Genomic DNA, 17,442 nt, shown 5'->3' on the forward strand with positions numbered 1-17,442 from the left:
CTCAAACCCGGAGCAGATGCACGTCCACCATCGGCCGCTTGCGCAACCGGCGGCCGAGCGCCCGGCGCAGGATGGCACGGGCGGCCTCGCGCAGCGGGTCGTCGTCCCGGCGCAGGTTGAGCGGCAGTTCCTCCACCGCCCGGGCCAGTTCCGTGGCGATCTGCCCGGGCTCTGCGTCCAGCTGCTCGAACAGGCCAGGGGCGGACACCTGGGGCTCCCCGCGCACCCGCCCTTCCCGGTCCACCGCCAGGGAGGCGACGATCACCCCGTTGAACAGCATCCGCCGGCGCGCCGAGAGCACCCCGCCTTCCAGCGGCAGGAGCCGGTCGCCATCGATGGCCAGGCGCCCCGTGGGGACGGAATCCACCACATCCGGCTTGTTGCCCGACAGTTCCAGCACGTCGCCATCCTCGATCAGGATCGGCGTCGCGCCGATCGCACGCGCCAGTTCGGCATGCTGCTCCAGGTGGCGCCACTCGCCATGCACCGGCACGGAGAAGCGCGGCCGCACCAGCTCATAGAGGCGCTTCAGCTCACCCTTCGCCGGATGGCCGGACACATGCACCTGCCGCTCGTCGGCGGTCACCACGCGGCAGCCGGCGCGGCGGAGCTGGTCCTGCACCCGGGCGATGGCACGCTCGTTGCCGGGGATCTGGCGGGAGGAATAGATCACCGTATCCCCCTCCCCCAGCGAGATGTTGGGATGGGTGTCGGCGGCGATCTTGGACAGTGCCGAGCGCGGCTCGCCCTGGCTGCCGGTGCAGACGCTCAGCAGCTCCTCGTCCGGCAGGTAGCTTGCCTCGTCCTCGCTCAGGAAAGGCGGCGTCTCCTTCAGGTAGCCGCATTCCCGCGCCGCCGCATCGGCGTTGCGCAACGAGCGCCCGAACAGCGCCACCTGCCTGCCATTGGCCCGCGCGGCATGGGCGATGCTCTCCACCCGCGCCACGTTGGTGGCGAAGCAGGTCACCGCCACCCGGCCACGCAACTCACCGATCAGCGACGTCAACTCGCGGCGGACATCCGCCTCGCTGCCGGAATAGCCCTCGACCAGCGCGTTGGTGCTGTCGCAGACCATGGCCAGCACGCCCTCGCGCCCCAGCGCCTCGAAACCTTCCTCGTCAGTCGGCAGGCCCAGGAGCGGGTTCGGGTCGAGCTTCCAGTCACCCGTGTGCAGCACCGTGCCATAGGAGGTCCGGATCGAGAGCGCCTGCGCCTCCGGCACCGAATGCGCCACCCGGAGGAAGCGCATGGCGAAGGGGCCCAGCTCCAGGCTGCCGCCGAGCGGGATGGTGTGCAGTTCAGCCTGGTGCAGCAGCCCGGCCTCGCCCAGCTTCCGCCGCAGGACGGCGGAGGCGAAGGGGCTGGCATAGATCGGGCAGCGGAGCTGCGGCCAGAGCGGTGCCACGGCGCCGAGATGGTCCTCATGCGCGTGGGTGATCACCAGCCCGACCAGCTTGCCACGCCGCTCCGCCAGCCAGCCGGCATCGGGGACCATGACCTCGGCTTCCGGCGTGTCGGTGCCGCCGAAACCGATGCCGCAATCCACTGCGAGCAGGGCACCGTCGCAGCGATACACGTTCAGGTTGAGGCCAATTTCCCCGGTCCCTCCGAGCGGGATCAGGGCGAGGCCGGAGGTGGGTTCTGTCATTCTGTTCTCGTTCTGATAAACATCTAATCCGGGTCCGGTTTCAGCACGTCGGGCAAACTGGTGCGGTGGAAGATGGGCGTGGGGTTACGATCCGCCAACAGCCGCAGCCCCTCCAGGGTGATATCGGGGTCGGTCTTCTCGATCACGGCGGTACCCTCGGCGAAGAGCGGCGCCAGTCCGCCGGTGGCCACCACCTTCATCGGCGCGCCGAACTCCGCGCGGATGCGCTCCACGATCCCCTCGATCAGCCCCACATAGCCCCAGAAGATCCCGGACTGCATGGCCGGCACCGTGTCCCGCCCGATCACCGATTGCGGCCGGCCGATGCCGATCCGCGGCAGGCGGGCGGCGGCCCGGTGGAGCGCCTCGATCGACAGGCTGATGCCGGGAGCGATCACGCCACCGAGATAGCTGCCCTTCCCGTCCACGACATCGAAGGTGGTGGCAGTGCCGAAATCCACCACCACCAGAGGTCCGTGATAATGGTGGTGCGCCGCCAGGGCGTTCAGCAGCCGGTCGGCGCCGACCTCCTTCGGGCGGTCCACCAGGATCTGGAAGCCCCACTCCACCGCGGCCCGGGCCACCAGCGGCTCGCAGGAGAACCATTCGCGGGACAGGCGGCGCAGGTTGTACAGGGCGGCCGGCACCACGGTGCCGATGGCGCAGCGGTCGATCGCCGAGGGGTTCAGCCCTGCATGACGGAACAAGGCCAGGAGCCAGACGGCGTATTCGTCGCTGGTCCGGTCATCCCGCGTGGCGATGCGCCAGCGGCCGCGCCATTCCCGGCCGTCATGGACCGCGAAGACGACGTTGGTGTTGCCTGCATCAATGGCCAGCAACATGGATCTTGGCCTCCCTCAGCCCGCGAGTTCACCCGCGACAACGGTGTGAACGCGTTCTTCCGTCGCTATCAGGAGCGCCCCATCCTCGGCCAGCCCCCCGAACCGCCCCGTGATCGATCCGCGTGATCCCCGTACCGTCAGGATGGCATCGGGTGCCGGCCCGTGGGCCATCCAGGCGGTCCGGACGGGACCGAAGCCTTCCGCCGCCCGGCGCTGCCGCCAATGGTCGAGACGCTCCAGCAGGCTGCGCGCGAAGGCCTCCGGTCCAGGCGATGCCCCACAGACATCGGCAAGACATGTCACGGATCTATCAGGAATCTGCGGTGCATGGGTGAGGTTGACTCCGATCCCCAGCACGATCCACGGCGCCCCTTCTTCGTCCAGGCCGGAGTTCAAGAGGATGCCGGCGCATTTGGCGCCGTTCAGCAACAGGTCGTTAGGCCATTTCAGGGAAAGCGGCACGCTGGCCGGCAGGACACCCGCCACGGCATCGGCCAGGGCCACCGCCGCCAGCAGCGAATACTGCGGCAGCTCCCGCGGTGCCTCGCGCGGACGCAACAGGAGCGAGAGATGCAGGTTGCCGGAAAGGGACTGCCAGGCACGGCCATGCTGGCCCCGACCGGCCGTCTGGCGCAGCGCCAAGGCGGCCGTCCCCTCGGGTTCCCCAGCGGCAGCGAGGGCCAGGAGATGGTCCTGCGTGCTGGAAAGGCTTTCATGCACCTGAAGCCGCCAGCCGAAGCCGGCGGCTCCCGGTGTCACCGGTACGCTCACCCGGCCAGGGCAGCCACGGCGGCCTGCGCCGCCGCGAGCAGCGGCGCGGCGAAGAAGACCAGCACCACGTTCAGGATGCCGGCGCTGGCCAGCAGCACCGAGACGCCCGTCGCACGCGGTTCCAGCGCCCCGGCCGCCTCGTCGAAATACATCACCTTGACGATGCGGAGGTAGTAGTAGGCCGAGACCACCGAGGTCAGCACGCCGATCACCGCCAGCGTCCAGTAACCCGCCTGCACCGCAGCCAGGAAGACGTAGAGCTTCGAGAAGAAGCCGGCCAGCGGCGGGATGCCGGCCATGGAGAACATGAAGATCGCCATGGCGAGCGCCATCGCCGGGTCCGTCTTGCCCAGGCCGGCGAGGTCGCCGATCCCTTCCACCGAGCGGCCGTTGCGGCGCATGGAGACCAGCACGGCGAAGACGCCGATGTTCATCACCAGGTAGATGGCCAGGTAGAAGAGCAGGCCGCGCACGCCCGTGCCCGTGCCCACCGCCAGGCCCATCAGCGCGTAGCCGACATGGCCGATGGAGGAATAGGCCATCAGCCGCTTGATGTTGCGCTGCCCGATCGCGGCGAGCGAGCCCAGCAGCATGGACAGGATGGAGACCACCACCATCACCTGCCCCCACTGCGCCACCAGTTCGCCGAAGGGACCGACCACCACGCGGGTGAGCAGCGCCAGCGCCGCCACCTTCGGTGCCGAGGCGAAGAAGGCCGTCACCGGCGTCGGCGCGCCCTCGTAGACATCCGGTGTCCACATGTGGAAGGGCACGGCCGAGACCTTGAAGGCCAGGGCGGCAATCACGAAGATCAGGCCGATCACCACGCCGGCCGAGACACCGCCAGGGCTGCCCATCGCGGTGGCGATGCGGGTGAAGTTCGTGGTGCCGGTGAAGCCGTAGATCAGGCTCGCGCCGTACAGCAGCAGGCCGGAGGCGAGCGCGCCCAGCACGAAGTACTTCAGCCCCGCCTCCGCCGAGCGGACGTTGTCGCGATCGAAGGAGGCCACGACGTAGAGCGAGAGCGAGAAGAGCTCCAGCCCCAGGTAGAGCATCATCAGGTCGTTGGCCGCGAGCATGACCAGCATGCCCAGGGTCGCGGTCAGGATCAGGATCGGGAACTCGAAGCGGGCAATGCCCTCCCTCTCGTTCCAGTTCAGCGCCAGGATCATGGTCGCCAGGCTGCCCAGCAGCACCAGCAGCTTGGTGAAGCGCGCAAAGGCGTCGGAGACGTACTGGCCGAAGAAGCCCGTCCCGTCCGCCTGCGCGATCACCAGCGCCGCCGTCACCAGCAGGACACCGACGCCGCCCATGGTCACGCCGAAGCTGGTGTCGCGCTTCGGCAGCACGCCGCAGACCAGCAGCACCAGAACCGAGACCGCCAGCACGATCTCCGGCAGCGAGAGGGTCCAGTTGATCGGGTTCATGCTGTCACATCCCGGCCAGGCGCGGCAGAGCCAGAGCGGCCTCGTGCCGCTCGATCAGCGCCGCCACGCTGGCCTCGAAGAACTGAAGGAAGGAGGACGGGTACACGCCGAGCCAGATCGTCAGCAGGATCAGCGGCGCGAAGGTCACGTACTCGCGCGGGCTCAGGTCGAGCAGCGCGCGCAGGTCCTCGCGCGTGATGCGGCTGAAGATCACCCTGCGGTACAGGTAGAGCATGTAGCCCGCGCCCAGGATCATGCCGAGGGCGCCGCCGAAGGCGGCCCAGGGATTCGCCTTCCAGGCGCCGACCAGCACCAGGAACTCGCCCGGGAAGCCGGCCAGGCCGGGTAGCGCCACCGAGCCCATGGTGAAGAACATGAAGACCAGCGCATAGGCCGGCATGATCTTCGCCACGCCGCCATAGCGGGCGATCTCGCGCGAATGCACCCGGTCGTAGAGCACGCCGACGCAGAGGAAGAGCGCCCCCGAAACCACGCCGTGCGAGATCATCTGCAGCAGCGCGCCGGAGATTCCCTGCTGGTTGAAGGTGAAGAGCCCCAGCGTGACGATGCCCATATGCGCGACGGAGGAATAGGCGATCAGCTTCTTCATGTCCTCCTGCGCCATGGCGACGAGGCTGGTGTAGACCACCGCCACCACCGACAGCACGAAGATCACCGGCGCGAAGAGCGCCGCGGCCTCGGGGAAGAGCGGGATGGAGAAGCGAATGAAGCCGTAGGCCCCCATCTTCAGCAGCACGCCCGCCAGGATCACCGAGCCCGCCGTCGGCGCCTCCACATGCGCGTCCGGCAGCCAGGTATGGACCGGCCACATCGGCACCTTCACCGCGAAGGCGGCGAAGAAGGCCAGGAACATCCAGATCTGCGTCGAGCGCGGCAGGTTCAGCTGCATGACCGCGCCGATGTCGCTGCTGCCGGCATTGTACCAGAGCGCGAGGATGGCCAGCAGCATCAGCACCGAGCCGAGCAGCGTGTAGAGGAAGAGCTTGAAGGCCGCATAGACGCGCCGCGGCCCGCCCCAGACCCCGATGATCAGGAACATCGGGATCAGCACGCCCTCGAAGAAGACATAGAAGAGGACGATGTCCAGCGCGCTGAACATGCCCACCATCATGGTTTCCAGCAGCAGGAAGGCGACCATGTACTCGCGCACCCGGTTCTGCACCGACTCCCAGGAAGCCAGGATGCAGAGCGGCGTCAGCACGGTGGACAGCAGCACGAAGAGGACGGAGATGCCGTCCACCCCCATGTGGTAGCCAAGGCCGACTTCCGGCAGCCAGCGGACCTGCTCCTCGAACTGGTAGGCGGCCGAGGAGGTGTCGAAGCGGAACCAGAGCAGCAGCGACAGGGCCAGCACGATCAGGCTGGTCCAGAGCGCCGTCCAACGGGCATTGGACGCGACGACCGCGTCGTCGCCTCGCACGGACATGATGACCGCCGCCCCTGCCAGCGGCAGGAAGGTCAGCAGGGAAAGAAGGGGGAACCCGGCCGCGTTCACCGCATGACTCCCAGCAGGAAGATGGACACGAAGAGCGCGAGCCCGATGATCATCGCGAAGGCATAGTTGGCGAGCTTGCCGGTCTGGAGCTTCACCGCGCCGCGGGACGCCTCGACCGTCAGGCTGGCCGCCCCGTTGGGCATGCCGTCGATGATCTGCGCGTCGCCCACCTTCCACAGGGTGCGGGCCAGGCGCTGGCAGGGGCGCACGAAGAGGAAGTCGTACAGCTCGTCGAAGTACCACTTGTTCAGCAGGAACAGGTAGATCGGGTGGAAGGCGCTGGCCAGCTTGCCCGGCAGCGACGGCACGAACATGTACATGATGTAGGCCAGCGCGATGCCGGACAGGCCCATCACGGTCGGCGCCAGCGGCACCCATTCGGGCACCTCGTGCATCGCATGCATGATGTGGTTGGTCTCGGCGTTCACGATGGAGCCGTTCCAGAACTCCTCCCAGTGATGCCCGACCATCAGGTCGAAGAAGGCATAGCCGGTGAAGACCGCGCCGATCGCCAGCAGCACCAGCGGGATCAGCATCACCGGCGGGCTCTCATGCACGTGCTCCATTACATGATGGTCCGCCCGCGGCTTGCCGTGGAAGGTCAGGATCGTCAGGCGCCAGGAGTAGAAGGCCGTCAGGAAGGCCGCGATCATGGTCATGACGAAGCCGTACATGCCGACTGCGCTGCCCGAGGCGAAGGCCGCCTCCATGATCGCGTCCTTGGAGTAGTAGCCGGCGAAGAAGGGGATGCCGGCCAGCGCCAGGTTGCCGATCCAGAACACCACGTAGGTGACCGGGATCTTGGTCCAGATCCCGCCCATGCGGCGGATGTCCTGCTCGTCGGACATGGCGTGGATCACCGAGCCCGCGCTCAGGAAGAGCAGCGCCTTGAAGAAGGCATGGGTGAAGAGATGGAACACCGCCGCCTGATAGGCGCCCACGCCCACCGCCACGAACATGTAGCCGAGCTGCGAGCAGGTGGAGAAGGCGATCACCCGCTTGATGTCGTTCTGCACGCAGCCCACCGTCGCCGCGAAGAAGGCGGTGGTGGCGCCGATGAAGGTCACCAGCGTCAGCGCGTGCGGCGCCATCTCCATCAGCGGCGACATGCGGGCCATCAGGAAGACGCCGGCCGTCACCATGGTCGCCGCGTGGATCAGCGCGGAAACGGGGGTCGGGCCCTCCATGGCGTCCGGCAGCCAGGTGTGCAGCACGAGCTGCGCCGACTTGCCGCAGGCGCCGGCGAAGAGCAGCACGCCGATCACCTCGATGGAGGAGAAGCCGAAGATGGTCTGGCCCTGCGCCTCCGGCAGCGCGGCGAAGATCTCGTTGAAGCCGAGCTCGCCAAAGGTCCAGAAGGTGAGTGCCATGCCCATCATGAAGAACAGGTCACCCACGCGGTTGACGATGAAGGCCTTCATCGCCGCGCGGTTCGCGCTCTCGCGCTCGTAGTAGTAGCCGATCAGCAGGTAGCTCGCGAGGCCCACGCCCTCCCAGCCGAAGAAGAGCTGGACGAGGTTGTCCGCCGTCACCAGCATCAGCATGGCGAAGGTGAAGAGCGAGAGATAGGCGAAGTACCGCGACGGCGTCTCGTCATGGGACATGTAGCCCACGCTGTAGAGATGGATCAGCGTGGAGATCAGCGTGATCATCCCGACCATCATGGCCGAGAGCGTGTCGTAGCGGAGCGCCCAGTCCACGCTGAGCGAGCCGGCCTCGATGAAGTTGGTGACCACCACCGTGGCGGGCTGGCTGTGCAGCCCGACCTGCCAGAAGGCGGAGAGCCCGCAGACCGCGGCCAGCGCCATGCAGATCACGGTGGACCACTGGGCGGCCTTGTCGCCGATCCAGCGGCCCAGGAAGCCCGAGATGGCGGAGCCCAGCAGGGGGAAGAAGACAGCGCCGACGAACATGCCGCTCAACCCTTCAGGGTGGACACGTCTTCCACCTCGATGCTGCCACGGTTGCGGAAATAGATGACGAGGATCGCGAGGCCGATCGCGGCCTCGGCCGCCGCCACCGTCAGGATGAACAGGGCGAAGACCTGCCCGGTCAGGTCGCCTAGCGCCGAGGAGAAGGCCACCATGTTGGTGTTGACCGAAAGCAGGATCAGCTCGATCGACATCAGCAGCACGATGACATTCTTCCGGTTCATGAAGATCCCGAAGATGCCGAGCAGGAAAAGGATCGCCCCTACCGCCAGGTAGTGGCCAAGCCCGATGGTGAGCATCAGTGGTGGCCCCCCCCGTGGCCATGATCTGCGTGGTGGATCGCCTTGGGCTTGTCCTTCGGCTCCGGCGGCAGCGGCCGCAGGATGCCGATCTCGCCCAGCCCGGCGCCGCTCGGCACCTTCTGCATCTCCACCTTGCCCGCGCGTGCGATCTGCTGGGCGATGTTCTGCCGCCGCGACGGCCCCGTCTTTTCGCGGTGCGTCAGCACGATGGCCCCGATCATCGCCACCAGCAGGACCATGCCCGCCGCCTGGAACAGGAAGATATAGTCTGTGTAGATCAGGTGCCCGAGCGCGTGGGTGTTGGTCATGTCGGCCGGCGCCGCGTTCATGCGCAGCGTCACCGCCTCCGAGCTGAATTGCCAGCCGGCCAGGACCAGAAGCAGCTCCAGGAAGAGGATGCCGCCCACGATCGCCCCGATCGGGGCGTAGCGCTGGAAGCCCTCCCGCAGCCGGGTGAAGTCCACATCCAGCATCATCACGACGAAGAGGAACAGCACCGCGACCGCGCCGACATAGACGATGACCAGGATCATCGCGAGGAACTCCGCCCCCGCGAGGAGGAAGAGCCCGGCGGCATTGAAGAAGCCGAGGATGAGGTACAGCACGCTGTAGACGGGATTGCGGCTGGTCACCACCATCACGGCGGAGGCGATCAGCACCGCCGCGAAGGCGTAGAAGGCGAGAGCTGCGATCATCGGGCCAGGCAGTCCATGGGGCGTTCCATCTTCGTGAACCGGGGGCGCTTTGCGGCGCCCCCGGATGCGTTCTCAGCGGTAGGGAGCGTCGAGCTCGAGCCTCGCGGCGAGCAGCGGTTCCCACCGGTCTCCGTTCGCGAGCAGCTTGTTCTTGTCATAGAGAAGCTCCTCCCGCGTTTCCGTGGCGAATTCGAGGTTCGGCCCCTCGACGATCGCATCCACCGGGCAGGCCTCCTCGCAGAGACCGCAATAGATGCACTTCACCATGTCGATGTCGTAGCGCGTGGTGCGGCGGGACCCGTCCTCGCGCGGCTCGGCCTCGATGGTGATGGCCAGCGCCGGGCAGATCGCCTCGCAGAGCTTGCAGGCGATGCAGCGCTCCTCCCCGTTCGGATAGCGGCGCAGCGCGTGCTCGCCCTTGAAGCGGGGCGAAAGCGGCTGCCGCTCGAACGGGTAGTTCAGCGTGACCTTGGGCTTGAAGAAGGCCTTCAGCGTCAGCCACATGCCCTGCGCGATATCCACGAGCAGGTAGCCGCGCGCCAGGCTGTCGAGCGTCGCCATGATGCTATGCCTTTCCGGCCAGGGCGAGATGAAGGGTGAAAGAGAGGAGGCGCATGTCGTCCAGAGCCCGCGTCATGCCGGCAGCCACCCGAAGGCCTTCAGCGCCACCGCGGTCAGCACCAGCCAGCCCAGGGTGAAGGGCAGGAAGACCTTCCAGCCCAGCCGCATCAGCTGGTCGTAGCGGTAGCGCGGGAAGGTCGCGCGGACCCAAAGGAAGACGAAGAGGCAGATCAGGATCTTCAGGATGAACCAGAGCGGCCCCGGCACCCAGTTCAGCGGCGCCACGTCCATCGGCGGGTACCAGCCACCCAGGAAGAGGATGGTGGTCAGCGCGGACATGAGGATCATGTTCGCGTACTCGCCGAGGAAGAAGAGCCCGAAGGTCATCGAGCTGTATTCGACGAAGAAGCCCGCCACCAGCTCGCTCTCGCCTTCCGGCAGGTCGAAGGGGGCGCGGTTCGTCTCCGCCAGGATCGAGATGAAGAAGATGATGAACATCGGGAAGAGCGGTATGGCGAACCACACATGCTCCTGCGCCCGCACGATGTCCGTCAGGTTCAGCGACCCCACGCACATCAGCACGGTCACGATGATGAGGCCCATCGAGACCTCGTAGGACACCATCTGCGCCGCCGAGCGCAGCGCGCCCAGGAAGGCGTATTTCGAGTTCGACGCCCAGCCGGCGATGATGATGCCATAGACGCCGAGCGAGGAGATGGCGAAGAGATAGAGCACGCCGACATTGATGTTGGCGATCGCCCAGCCGTCGTTCACCGGGATCACCGCCCAGGCCAGCATGGCCAGGACGAAGGTGATCATCGGCGCCATGATGAACAGCACACGCGACGCGCCGGTCGGGATGATGGTCTCCTTGGTCATCATCTTCAGCGCATCGGCGAAGGGCTGCAGCAGGCCGAAGGGGCCGACCACGTTCGGCCCCCGGCGGTACTGCATGGCGGCCAGCACCTTGCGTTCCGCATAGGTGAGGTAGGCGACCGCGATCAGCAGCGGCACCAGCAGCGCCAGGGTCTGCGCCAGCGTCAGCGCCAGGATGCCGACCGGGGAGGAAAGGAAGCTGTCCATCGCGTTCACTCCGCCGCCAGGCGAGGTTCGGCCGCGGAGGCCCGGACCCGGCTGCACTCGGCCATCACCTCGCTCGCCCGGCTGATCGGATCGACGCGGTAGTAGTCCGTGATCGGCAGCGTGAAGCCCGCCCCGCCCAGCGGCTGCCCGCCGGCCCGCGGCCCGCTGCCCTCGCGGCAGGACGGTGCGTCCACCGCGTCCAGCCGCCCGAAGACCGGGTTCGCCCGCACCAGGGCGGCGCGGATCGCGTCCTCGTCGTCATAGGGCAGCGGCCTGCCGATGATCTCGCTGGCCGCGCGGATGATGCGCCAGTCCTCGCGCGCCTCGCCCGGGGCGAAGACCGCGCGGCGGGCGCGCTGCACCCGGCCCTCCGTGTTCACGTAGGTGCCGTTCTTTTCCAGATAGGTCACGCCCGGCAGGATCACGTCGGCCCGTGCCGCCGCCCGGTCGCCGTGATGGCCCTGATAGACCACGAAGGTACCGTCGCCGATCAGCGCCGGGTCGAAGCTGTCGGCGCCCAGCAGCCAGAGGACGTCCACCCCGCCGCCGAGCATGGCGCCCAGGTCCTTGCCGCCCTCGCCCGGCAGGAAGCCGAGGTCGAGAGCGCCCACTTGGCCGCCGAACTGGTGCAGCAGGTTGAAGCCGTTCCAGTCCTCGCGCAGCGCGCCGACGCGGCCCGCCAGCGCCCAGGCCGCGGCCAGCACCGCCGCGCCATCCGGCCGCGCCAGCGCGCCCCGGCCCAGGATGACCATCGGCTTCTTCGCCCCGCGCAGCGCCTGGGCGAAGGCCCCCTCGCCCACCTCGATGCCGGAGAGAAGGTTCGGCCCGTCGCCCAGATGCTCGGCCGGATAGGTCAGGTCCAGCACCTCCGGCCCGACATAGGCCACCGGCAGGGCCGTCTGGTTCCAGCGCTTCAGGATGCGGGCGTTGAGCACCGGCGCCTCCAGCCGCGGGTTGCTGCCCACGATCAGGATGGCATCGGCCTCGTCGATCCCGGCGATGGTCGAGTTGAACAGGTAGAAGGCCCGGCGCGAGGCGTCGATTGCCGCGCCGTCCTGGCGGCAATCGAGATTCCGCGAGCCCAGCCGCTCCATCAGGTCACGCAGCGCCAGCAGGCTCTCGGCATCCGCCATGTCGCCCGCCACGGCGCCGACCCGGTCGCCCGGGACGCCCTTCAGCCGGTCGGCGATGACCTCGAAGGCCTCGTGCCAGCTCGCCGGCTGCAGGCGCCCGTCGCGCTTCACCCACGGACGGTCCAGCCGCTTCCGCTTCAGGGCGTCGTGCGAGAAGCGCGACCGGTCGCCCAGCCATTCCTCGTTCACGTCGTCGTTGATGCGCGGCAGGATGCGCAGGATGTCAGGCCCGCGCGCATCGACGCGGATGGCGGCGCCCAGCGCGTCCATCACGTCCACGCTGTCGGTCTTGGTCAGCTCCCAGGGCCGCGCCGTGAAGGCATAGGGCCGGCTGGTCAGCGCACCGACCGGGCAGATGTCGATCAGGTTGCCGGCCAGCTCGGTGGTCAGCGCCTTCTCGACATATGTGCCGATCTGCATGCTCTCGCCGCGGCCGGTGGCACCCATCTCCTGCACCCCCGCCACTTCCGCCGAGAAGCGGACGCAACGGCTACACAGGATGCAGCGGTTCATGATCGTCTTGATCAGCGGCCCGACATACTTGTCCTTCACCGCTCGCTTCGCCTCGCGGTAGCGGCTGTGGTCCATGCCATAGGCCACGGCCTGGTCCTGCAGGTCGCACTCGCCGCCCTGGTCGCAGATCGGGCAGTCCAGCGGATGGTTGATCAGCAGGAATTCCATGACGCTCCGGCGGGCCTGGCGCACCACCGGGCTGTCGGTCTTGATCACCATCCCGTCCATCACCGGGAAGGCGCAGGAGGCCTGCGGCTTCGGCGACTTCTCCACCTCCACCAGGCACATGCGGCAATTGCCGGCGATGGAGAGGCGCTCGTGGTAGCAGAAGCGCGGGATCTCCTTGCCAGCGGCCTCACAGGCCTGCAGCGCGGTGGCGCCCGCCGGCACCTCCACCTGCTGGCCGTCCACCGTGACCTTGACGGTCTTGATCTCGCTCATCGGATCACTCCGCCGCCAGGGGAATGGAGGGAGGCATGGAAGGCGCCGCATGGCGCTGCTTGTACTCGGCGATGCGCGCTTCCATCAGTGGGCGATAGTGCCGGATCAGGCCTTGCACCGGCCAGACGCCGCCATCGGCGAACGCACAGATCGTGTGCCCCTCGATCTGCTTCGTTACCTGCTCCAGCACGTCGATCTCGTCGATCTCCGCGCGGCCCTGGACCATCCGCCACATCACCCGGTTCACCCAGCCCATGCCCTCTCGGCAGGGGGTGCACTGGCCGCAGCTCTCATGCTTGTAGAACTGCGACAGGCGGGCGATCGCCTTGATGATATCGGTGGACTTGTCCATTACGATCACGCCCGCCGTGCCGAGGCCCGACTTGTGCTCGCGCAGCGCGTCGAAATCCATCAGCACGTCATCGCAGATATGCTTGGGCAGCAGCGGCGTGGAGGAACCGCCGGGGATCACGCAGAGCAGGTTGTCCCAGCCGCCACGCACGCCGCCGGCATAGCGTTCGATCAGCTCCCGCAGCGGGATGCTCATCTCGGCTTCCACGTTGCAGGGCTTGTTCACGTGTCCCTGGATGCAGAAGACCTTGGTGCCCGAGTTCTTCGGCCGGCCGAAGCCGGCAAACCAAGTGGCGCCACGGCGCAGGATGGTCGGAACCACCGCGATGGTCTCGACGTTGTTCACCGTGGTGGGGCAGCCGTAGAGGCCGACCGCCGCCGGGAAGGGCGGCTTCAGCCGCGGCATCCCCTTCTTGCCCTCGAGGGATTCGATGAGCGCCGTCTCTTCGCCGCAGATATACGCACCGGCGCCGCGATGGAGGTAGAGGTCGAAGTCCCAGCCCGACCCGGCCGCGTTCGGCCCGAGCAGCCCGGCCTCGTAGGCCTCGTCGATCGCCGCCTGCAGGATGACGGCCTCGTTGTAGTACTCGCCGCGGATGTAGATATAGGCCGCATGCGCACCCATCGCGAAGCCCGCGAGCAGGCTGCCCTCGATCAGCGTCTGCGGGTCGTTTCGGACGATGTCGCGGTCCTTGCAGGTGCCCGGCTCGGACTCGTCGCAGTTCACCATGAGATAGGAGGGACGCCCATCCGGCGAGGACTTGGGCATGAAGCTCCACTTCATGCCGGTCGGGAAGCCCGCGCCGCCACGGCCGCGCAGGCCGGACTGCTTCATCTCCTCGATGATCCAATCCCGCCCCTTGGCGATGATGCCTGCCGTGCCGTCCCAGTTGCCGCGGCGCTGCGCTTCCTTGAGCTGCCAGGAATGCAGCCCATAGAGGTTGGTGAAGATGCGGTCCTTGTCGCTCAGCGCCATGGTCTCACTCCTTCACCGGAAAGTCACGGCCATCGGCATCCACCATCGGGATGTCGAGCAGGGTCTCCGCCCCGCCCACCGGCGCGCTGCACACGCGCCCGATGACGCTGCCCGCCGGCGGCCGCTCGCCGCGCTTCAGGGACTCGATGAGCTTCACGGTGCTCTCGTAGTCCAGGTCCTCGTAGTAGTCGTCGTCCACCTGCAGCACCGGCGCGTTGACGCAGCCGCCCAGGCATTCCACCTCGGTCAGGGTGAAGAGCCCGTCGGTGCTGGTGTCGCCATAGCCCTTCAGGTGCCCCGCATCCTTGCAGGCGCGCAGCACATCATCGGAACCGCGCAGCCAGCAGGGCGTCGTGCCGCAAACCTGCAGGTGGTAGCGCCCGATCGGCTTGGTGTTGAACATGGTATAGAAGTTGGCGACCTCATAGACGCGGATCGGGGCCATGCCGAGCCGCCGGGCTGTCTGGTCCATCGCCACGCGCGGCACCCAGGCACTGCCGGTCTGCCGCCCCATCTGCCGCTGCACGACATAGAGCAGCGGGATGATGGCGCTGGCTTCCTTCCCCGCCGGATAGCGCTTCAGGATCTTCTCGATCTGCGCCTCGCTCTCCGCATCGAAGGCGAAGGAGGCAGGCTCGTGATGCGCCTCGGCCTTGCCGTCAGCATGGGTCGGACCCTCGTGCGCGTGGTCGCTCACCGGTCGATCTCTCCGAACACGACATCGATGCTGCCGATGATCGCCACGGCGTCGGCCAGCATGTGTCCCTTGGACATGAGCTCCGTCGCCTGCAGGTGGGCATAGCCCGGCGAGCGGATCTTGCAGCGGTACGGCTTGTTGGTGCCGTCGGCGACCAGATAGACCGCGAACTCGCCCTTCGGCGCCTCGACGGCGGTGTAGGTCGCGCCCTCCGGCACGTGATAGCCCTCGGTGTAGAGCTTGAAGTGGTGGATCAGCGCCTCCATCGAGCGCTTCATCTCCGACCGCTTCGGCGGCGCGATCTTGTTGTCCTGCACCTTGATCGGCCCCGGCTTCATCTGCGCCAGGCACTGCTTGATGATCTTCACGCTCTCCCGCATCTCGGCGATGCGGACGAGGTAGCGGTCGTAGCAGTCGCCGTTGCGCCCGACCGGGATGTCGAAGTCCATCCGGTCATAGACGTCGTAGGGCTGCTGCTTGCGCAGGTCCCAGGCGCAGCCCGAGGCGCGCAGGCAGGGCCCGGTAAAGCCCCAGGCCATCGCATCCTCCGGCGAAACGATGCCGATGTCGACGGTGCGCTGCTTGATGATGCGGTTGCCCGTCACCAGCGTGTCCAGTTCATCGATGAACTTCGGCAGCCCGTCGGCCCAGGCGGCGATCCGCTCCTCCAGCCCGGCCGGCAGGTCCTTCGCCACGCCGCCCGCGCGGAAGTAGTTCGCGTGATAGTGGCTGCCGCTCACCGCCTCGTAGAACTCCAGCCCGCGGTCGCGCTGCTCGAAGCCCCAGAGCGGCGGTGTCGTGGCGCCGAGGTCCAGCGCGAAGGTGGTGACGTTCAGCAGGTGGTTCAGCAGCCGCGTGACCTCGCTGAACAGCACGCGGATGTACTGCGCCCGCTCCGGTGCCTCGATGCCCAGCAGCCGCTCCGTCGCCAGCGCGAAGGCGTGCTCCATGCACATCGGGCTCACATAATCGAGCCGGTCGAAGTACGGGTTTGCCTGGACGTAGGTCTTGTACTCGATCAGCTTCTCGGTGCCGCGGTGCAGCAGGCCGATATGCGGGTCGGCCCGCTCGACCTGCTCGCCCTTCATCTCCAGGATGAGGCGCAGCACGCCGTGAGCGGCGGGATGCTGCGGGCCGAAATTGATGGTGTGGCTGTCCACCTCGATGGTGGTGCGGCCATTGCCCTGGTCGGCATCGCCCTCGACGGGGCCGACATCTCCGGTGAGGAGGTGACTCACTTCTGCGCCTCCTTCTGCTCGCCAGACGGCCCTTCCTCGGGCGGCGGCAGGCGGTTCAGATGCACCTTCTCGTCACCGGGCAGCGTGGTCATGCCCTCCCAGGGAGAAAGGAAGTCGAACCGGCGGAATTCCTGGGTCAGCTTCACCGGCTCGTAGACCACCTCGCGCCGCTCGGAGTCGTAACGGACCTCGACATGGCCGGTCAGTGGGAAGTCCTTGCGCAGCGGGTGCCCTTCGAAACCGTAATCCGTGAGTAGGCGACGCAGGTCCGTCTGTCCGGCAAAGAGGATGCCGTACATGTCCCAGGCCTCCCGCTCGAACCAGGTCGCCGTCGGCCAGATCGCCGACACGCTCGCCACCGGCGTGTTTTCGTCCGTGCCGGTGATCACGCGGACGCGCTGGTTGTGCCGCAGGCTCAGCAGGTTCCAGACCACCTCGAAGCGCTCGGCCCGGTCGGGCCAGTCCACGCCGCAGATGTCCATGCACTGCTCGAAGGAGAAGCGCGGATCGTCGCGCAGCATCAGCATCACCGGCAGCACCGCCTCGCGGCGCAGCCGCACCACCAGCTCGCCCGGTGCGGTCTCGGCCCGTCGCGTCACCCGCGCGTCAAGCACGGCACCCTGGGGCGCCGCCGCGGTGATCGCCTGGCCGAGCGCCGCCAGCGGCGACAGCGGCGTGGTGGGAGTGGAGTCGGTATCAGCCACGAAGGATGGTCCCCGTCCGCCGGATCTTCTTCTGGAGCTGCAACACGCCATAGACCAGCGCCTCGGCCGTCGGCGGGCAGCCGGGCACGTAGATATCGACCGGCACGATGCGGTCGCAGCCGCGTACCACGCTGTAGGAATAATGGTAGTACCCGCCACCATTGGCACAGGACCCCATGGAGATCACCCAGCGCGGCTCCGACATCTGGTCGTAGACCTTGCGCAGGGCCGGGGCCATCTTGTTGGTCAGCGTGCCGGCCACGATCATCACGTCGGACTGGCGCGGCGAGCCGCGCGGGATGGTGCCGAAGCGGTCGAGGTCGTAGCGCGCCATGTAGGCATGGATCATCGGCACAGCGCAGCAGGCGAGGCCGAAGGTCATCGGCCAGAGGCTGCCGGTGCGGGCCCAGTTCACCACCTTGTCCAGGTTGGCGATCACGAAGCCCTTCTCCTGGATCTCCCCGGTCACGCCATGGATCACCGCATCCTGTCCCGGGCCGGGCGGAAGCGCGTCCTTGTTCCAGGCAACGGCTTGATCAGACATTCAACTCTCCCACCCGCCGGTCACTCAGCACGGTCACGCAACACATTCCTTCCAGGGGCCCCACCGCGG

Annotated in this window: 16 protein-coding genes; all 16 read right to left on the bottom strand. The window is 67.5% G+C overall.

The genetic code is table 11. The features are described from left to right. Window position 1 precedes the first annotated feature (1 nt). Window positions 2-1,648 carry a ribonuclease J gene (locus BT98_RS0103065; protein ID WP_019460043.1) on the bottom strand — a complete coding sequence of 549 codons (1,647 nt, stop codon included), beginning with the start codon at window positions 1,646-1,648 and terminating at the stop codon, window positions 2-4. Between the two features lie 23 nt (window positions 1,649-1,671). Beyond that, window positions 1,672-2,490, bottom strand: a complete 819-nt coding sequence (locus BT98_RS0103070; RefSeq protein ID WP_019460042.1) for a type III pantothenate kinase — start codon at window positions 2,488-2,490, stop codon at window positions 1,672-1,674. Window positions 2,491-2,505: 15 nt separating this feature from the next. Beyond that, window positions 2,506-3,261: a biotin--[acetyl-CoA-carboxylase] ligase gene (locus BT98_RS0103075; RefSeq protein ID WP_314233781.1), complete on the bottom strand. Its 756-nt coding sequence runs from the start codon at window positions 3,259-3,261 to the stop codon at window positions 2,506-2,508. Beyond that, window positions 3,258-4,679: an NADH-quinone oxidoreductase subunit NuoN gene (gene nuoN / locus BT98_RS0103080; protein ID WP_026033008.1), complete on the bottom strand. Its 1,422-nt coding sequence runs from the start codon at window positions 4,677-4,679 to the stop codon at window positions 3,258-3,260. Before nuoN ends, BT98_RS0103075 begins: the two co-directional genes overlap by 4 nt. Window positions 4,680-4,692: 13 nt before the next feature. After that, on the bottom strand, window positions 4,693-6,204 hold the full coding sequence (locus BT98_RS0103085; RefSeq protein ID WP_019460039.1) for an NADH-quinone oxidoreductase subunit M: 1,512 nt from the start codon (window positions 6,202-6,204) through the stop codon (window positions 4,693-4,695). Beyond that, entirely contained in the window at window positions 6,201-8,117 is a 1,917-nt protein-coding gene (gene nuoL, locus BT98_RS0103090; protein ID WP_019460038.1) for an NADH-quinone oxidoreductase subunit L, read from the bottom strand. The genes BT98_RS0103085 and nuoL overlap by 4 nt, the downstream gene beginning before the upstream one ends. 5 nt (window positions 8,118-8,122) lie before the next feature. Beyond that, a complete protein-coding gene (nuoK, locus tag BT98_RS0103095; RefSeq protein ID WP_019460037.1) occupies window positions 8,123-8,434 on the bottom strand; it encodes an NADH-quinone oxidoreductase subunit NuoK in 312 nt (103 codons plus the stop codon). Continuing rightward, a complete protein-coding gene (locus tag BT98_RS0103100; protein ID WP_019460036.1) occupies window positions 8,434-9,132 on the bottom strand; it encodes an NADH-quinone oxidoreductase subunit J in 699 nt (232 codons plus the stop codon). Before BT98_RS0103100 ends, nuoK begins: the two co-directional genes overlap by 1 nt. A gap of 72 nt (window positions 9,133-9,204) precedes the next feature. Further along, window positions 9,205-9,693 carry an NADH-quinone oxidoreductase subunit NuoI gene (gene nuoI, locus BT98_RS0103105; protein ID WP_019460035.1) on the bottom strand — a complete coding sequence of 163 codons (489 nt, stop codon included), beginning with the start codon at window positions 9,691-9,693 and terminating at the stop codon, window positions 9,205-9,207. 72 nt (window positions 9,694-9,765) lie between these two features. Next, window positions 9,766-10,776, bottom strand: coding sequence for an NADH-quinone oxidoreductase subunit NuoH (gene nuoH / locus BT98_RS0103110; RefSeq protein ID WP_019460034.1), 1,011 nt, complete (start codon window positions 10,774-10,776; stop codon window positions 9,766-9,768). Between the two features lie 5 nt (window positions 10,777-10,781). Next, a complete protein-coding gene (gene nuoG / locus BT98_RS0103115) occupies window positions 10,782-12,863 on the bottom strand; it encodes an NADH-quinone oxidoreductase subunit NuoG (protein ID WP_019460033.1) in 2,082 nt (693 codons plus the stop codon). A gap of 4 nt (window positions 12,864-12,867) precedes the next feature. Beyond that, window positions 12,868-14,190: an NADH-quinone oxidoreductase subunit NuoF gene (gene nuoF / locus BT98_RS0103120; protein ID WP_019460032.1), complete on the bottom strand. Its 1,323-nt coding sequence runs from the start codon at window positions 14,188-14,190 to the stop codon at window positions 12,868-12,870. A 4-nt stretch (window positions 14,191-14,194) separates the two neighbouring features. Continuing rightward, window positions 14,195-14,887 carry a complex I 24 kDa subunit family protein gene (locus tag BT98_RS0103125; RefSeq protein WP_019460031.1) on the bottom strand — a complete coding sequence of 231 codons (693 nt, stop codon included), beginning with the start codon at window positions 14,885-14,887 and terminating at the stop codon, window positions 14,195-14,197. Next, a complete protein-coding gene (locus BT98_RS0103130) occupies window positions 14,884-16,053 on the bottom strand; it encodes an NADH-quinone oxidoreductase subunit D (RefSeq protein WP_026033007.1) in 1,170 nt (389 codons plus the stop codon). Before BT98_RS0103130 ends, BT98_RS0103125 begins: the two co-directional genes overlap by 4 nt. A gap of 68 nt (window positions 16,054-16,121) precedes the next feature. Beyond that, entirely contained in the window at window positions 16,122-16,829 is a 708-nt protein-coding gene (locus BT98_RS0103135; RefSeq protein WP_019460029.1) for an NADH-quinone oxidoreductase subunit C, read from the bottom strand. Next, window positions 16,822-17,373: a NuoB/complex I 20 kDa subunit family protein gene (locus BT98_RS0103140; protein WP_026033006.1), complete on the bottom strand. Its 552-nt coding sequence runs from the start codon at window positions 17,371-17,373 to the stop codon at window positions 16,822-16,824. Before BT98_RS0103140 ends, BT98_RS0103135 begins: the two co-directional genes overlap by 8 nt. Between the last annotated feature and the right edge of the window lie 69 nt (window positions 17,374-17,442).

This window comes from Roseomonas mucosa ATCC BAA-692 (assembly GCF_000622225.1).
Lineage (GTDB): Bacteria > Pseudomonadota > Alphaproteobacteria > Acetobacterales > Acetobacteraceae > Roseomonas > Roseomonas mucosa.

Coding starts and splice junctions, on each gene's coding strand:
- BT98_RS0103065 (WP_019460043.1), bottom strand. CDS start 1,648: ATGACAGAACCCACCTCCGGCCTCGCCCTGATCCCGCTCGGAGGGACC.
- BT98_RS0103070 (WP_019460042.1), bottom strand. CDS start 2,490: ATGTTGCTGGCCATTGATGCAGGCAACACCAACGTCGTCTTCGCGGTC.
- nuoL (WP_019460038.1), bottom strand. CDS start 8,117: ATGTTCGTCGGCGCTGTCTTCTTCCCCCTGCTGGGCTCCGCCATCTCG.
- nuoK (WP_019460037.1), bottom strand. CDS start 8,434: ATGCTCACCATCGGGCTTGGCCACTACCTGGCGGTAGGGGCGATCCTT.
- BT98_RS0103100 (WP_019460036.1), bottom strand. CDS start 9,132: ATGATCGCAGCTCTCGCCTTCTACGCCTTCGCGGCGGTGCTGATCGCC.
- nuoI (WP_019460035.1), bottom strand. CDS start 9,693: ATGGCGACGCTCGACAGCCTGGCGCGCGGCTACCTGCTCGTGGATATC.
- nuoH (WP_019460034.1), bottom strand. CDS start 10,776: ATGGACAGCTTCCTTTCCTCCCCGGTCGGCATCCTGGCGCTGACGCTG.
- nuoG (WP_019460033.1), bottom strand. CDS start 12,863: ATGAGCGAGATCAAGACCGTCAAGGTCACGGTGGACGGCCAGCAGGTG.
- nuoF (WP_019460032.1), bottom strand. CDS start 14,190: ATGGCGCTGAGCGACAAGGACCGCATCTTCACCAACCTCTATGGGCTG.
- BT98_RS0103140 (WP_026033006.1), bottom strand. CDS start 17,373: ATGTCTGATCAAGCCGTTGCCTGGAACAAGGACGCGCTTCCGCCCGGC.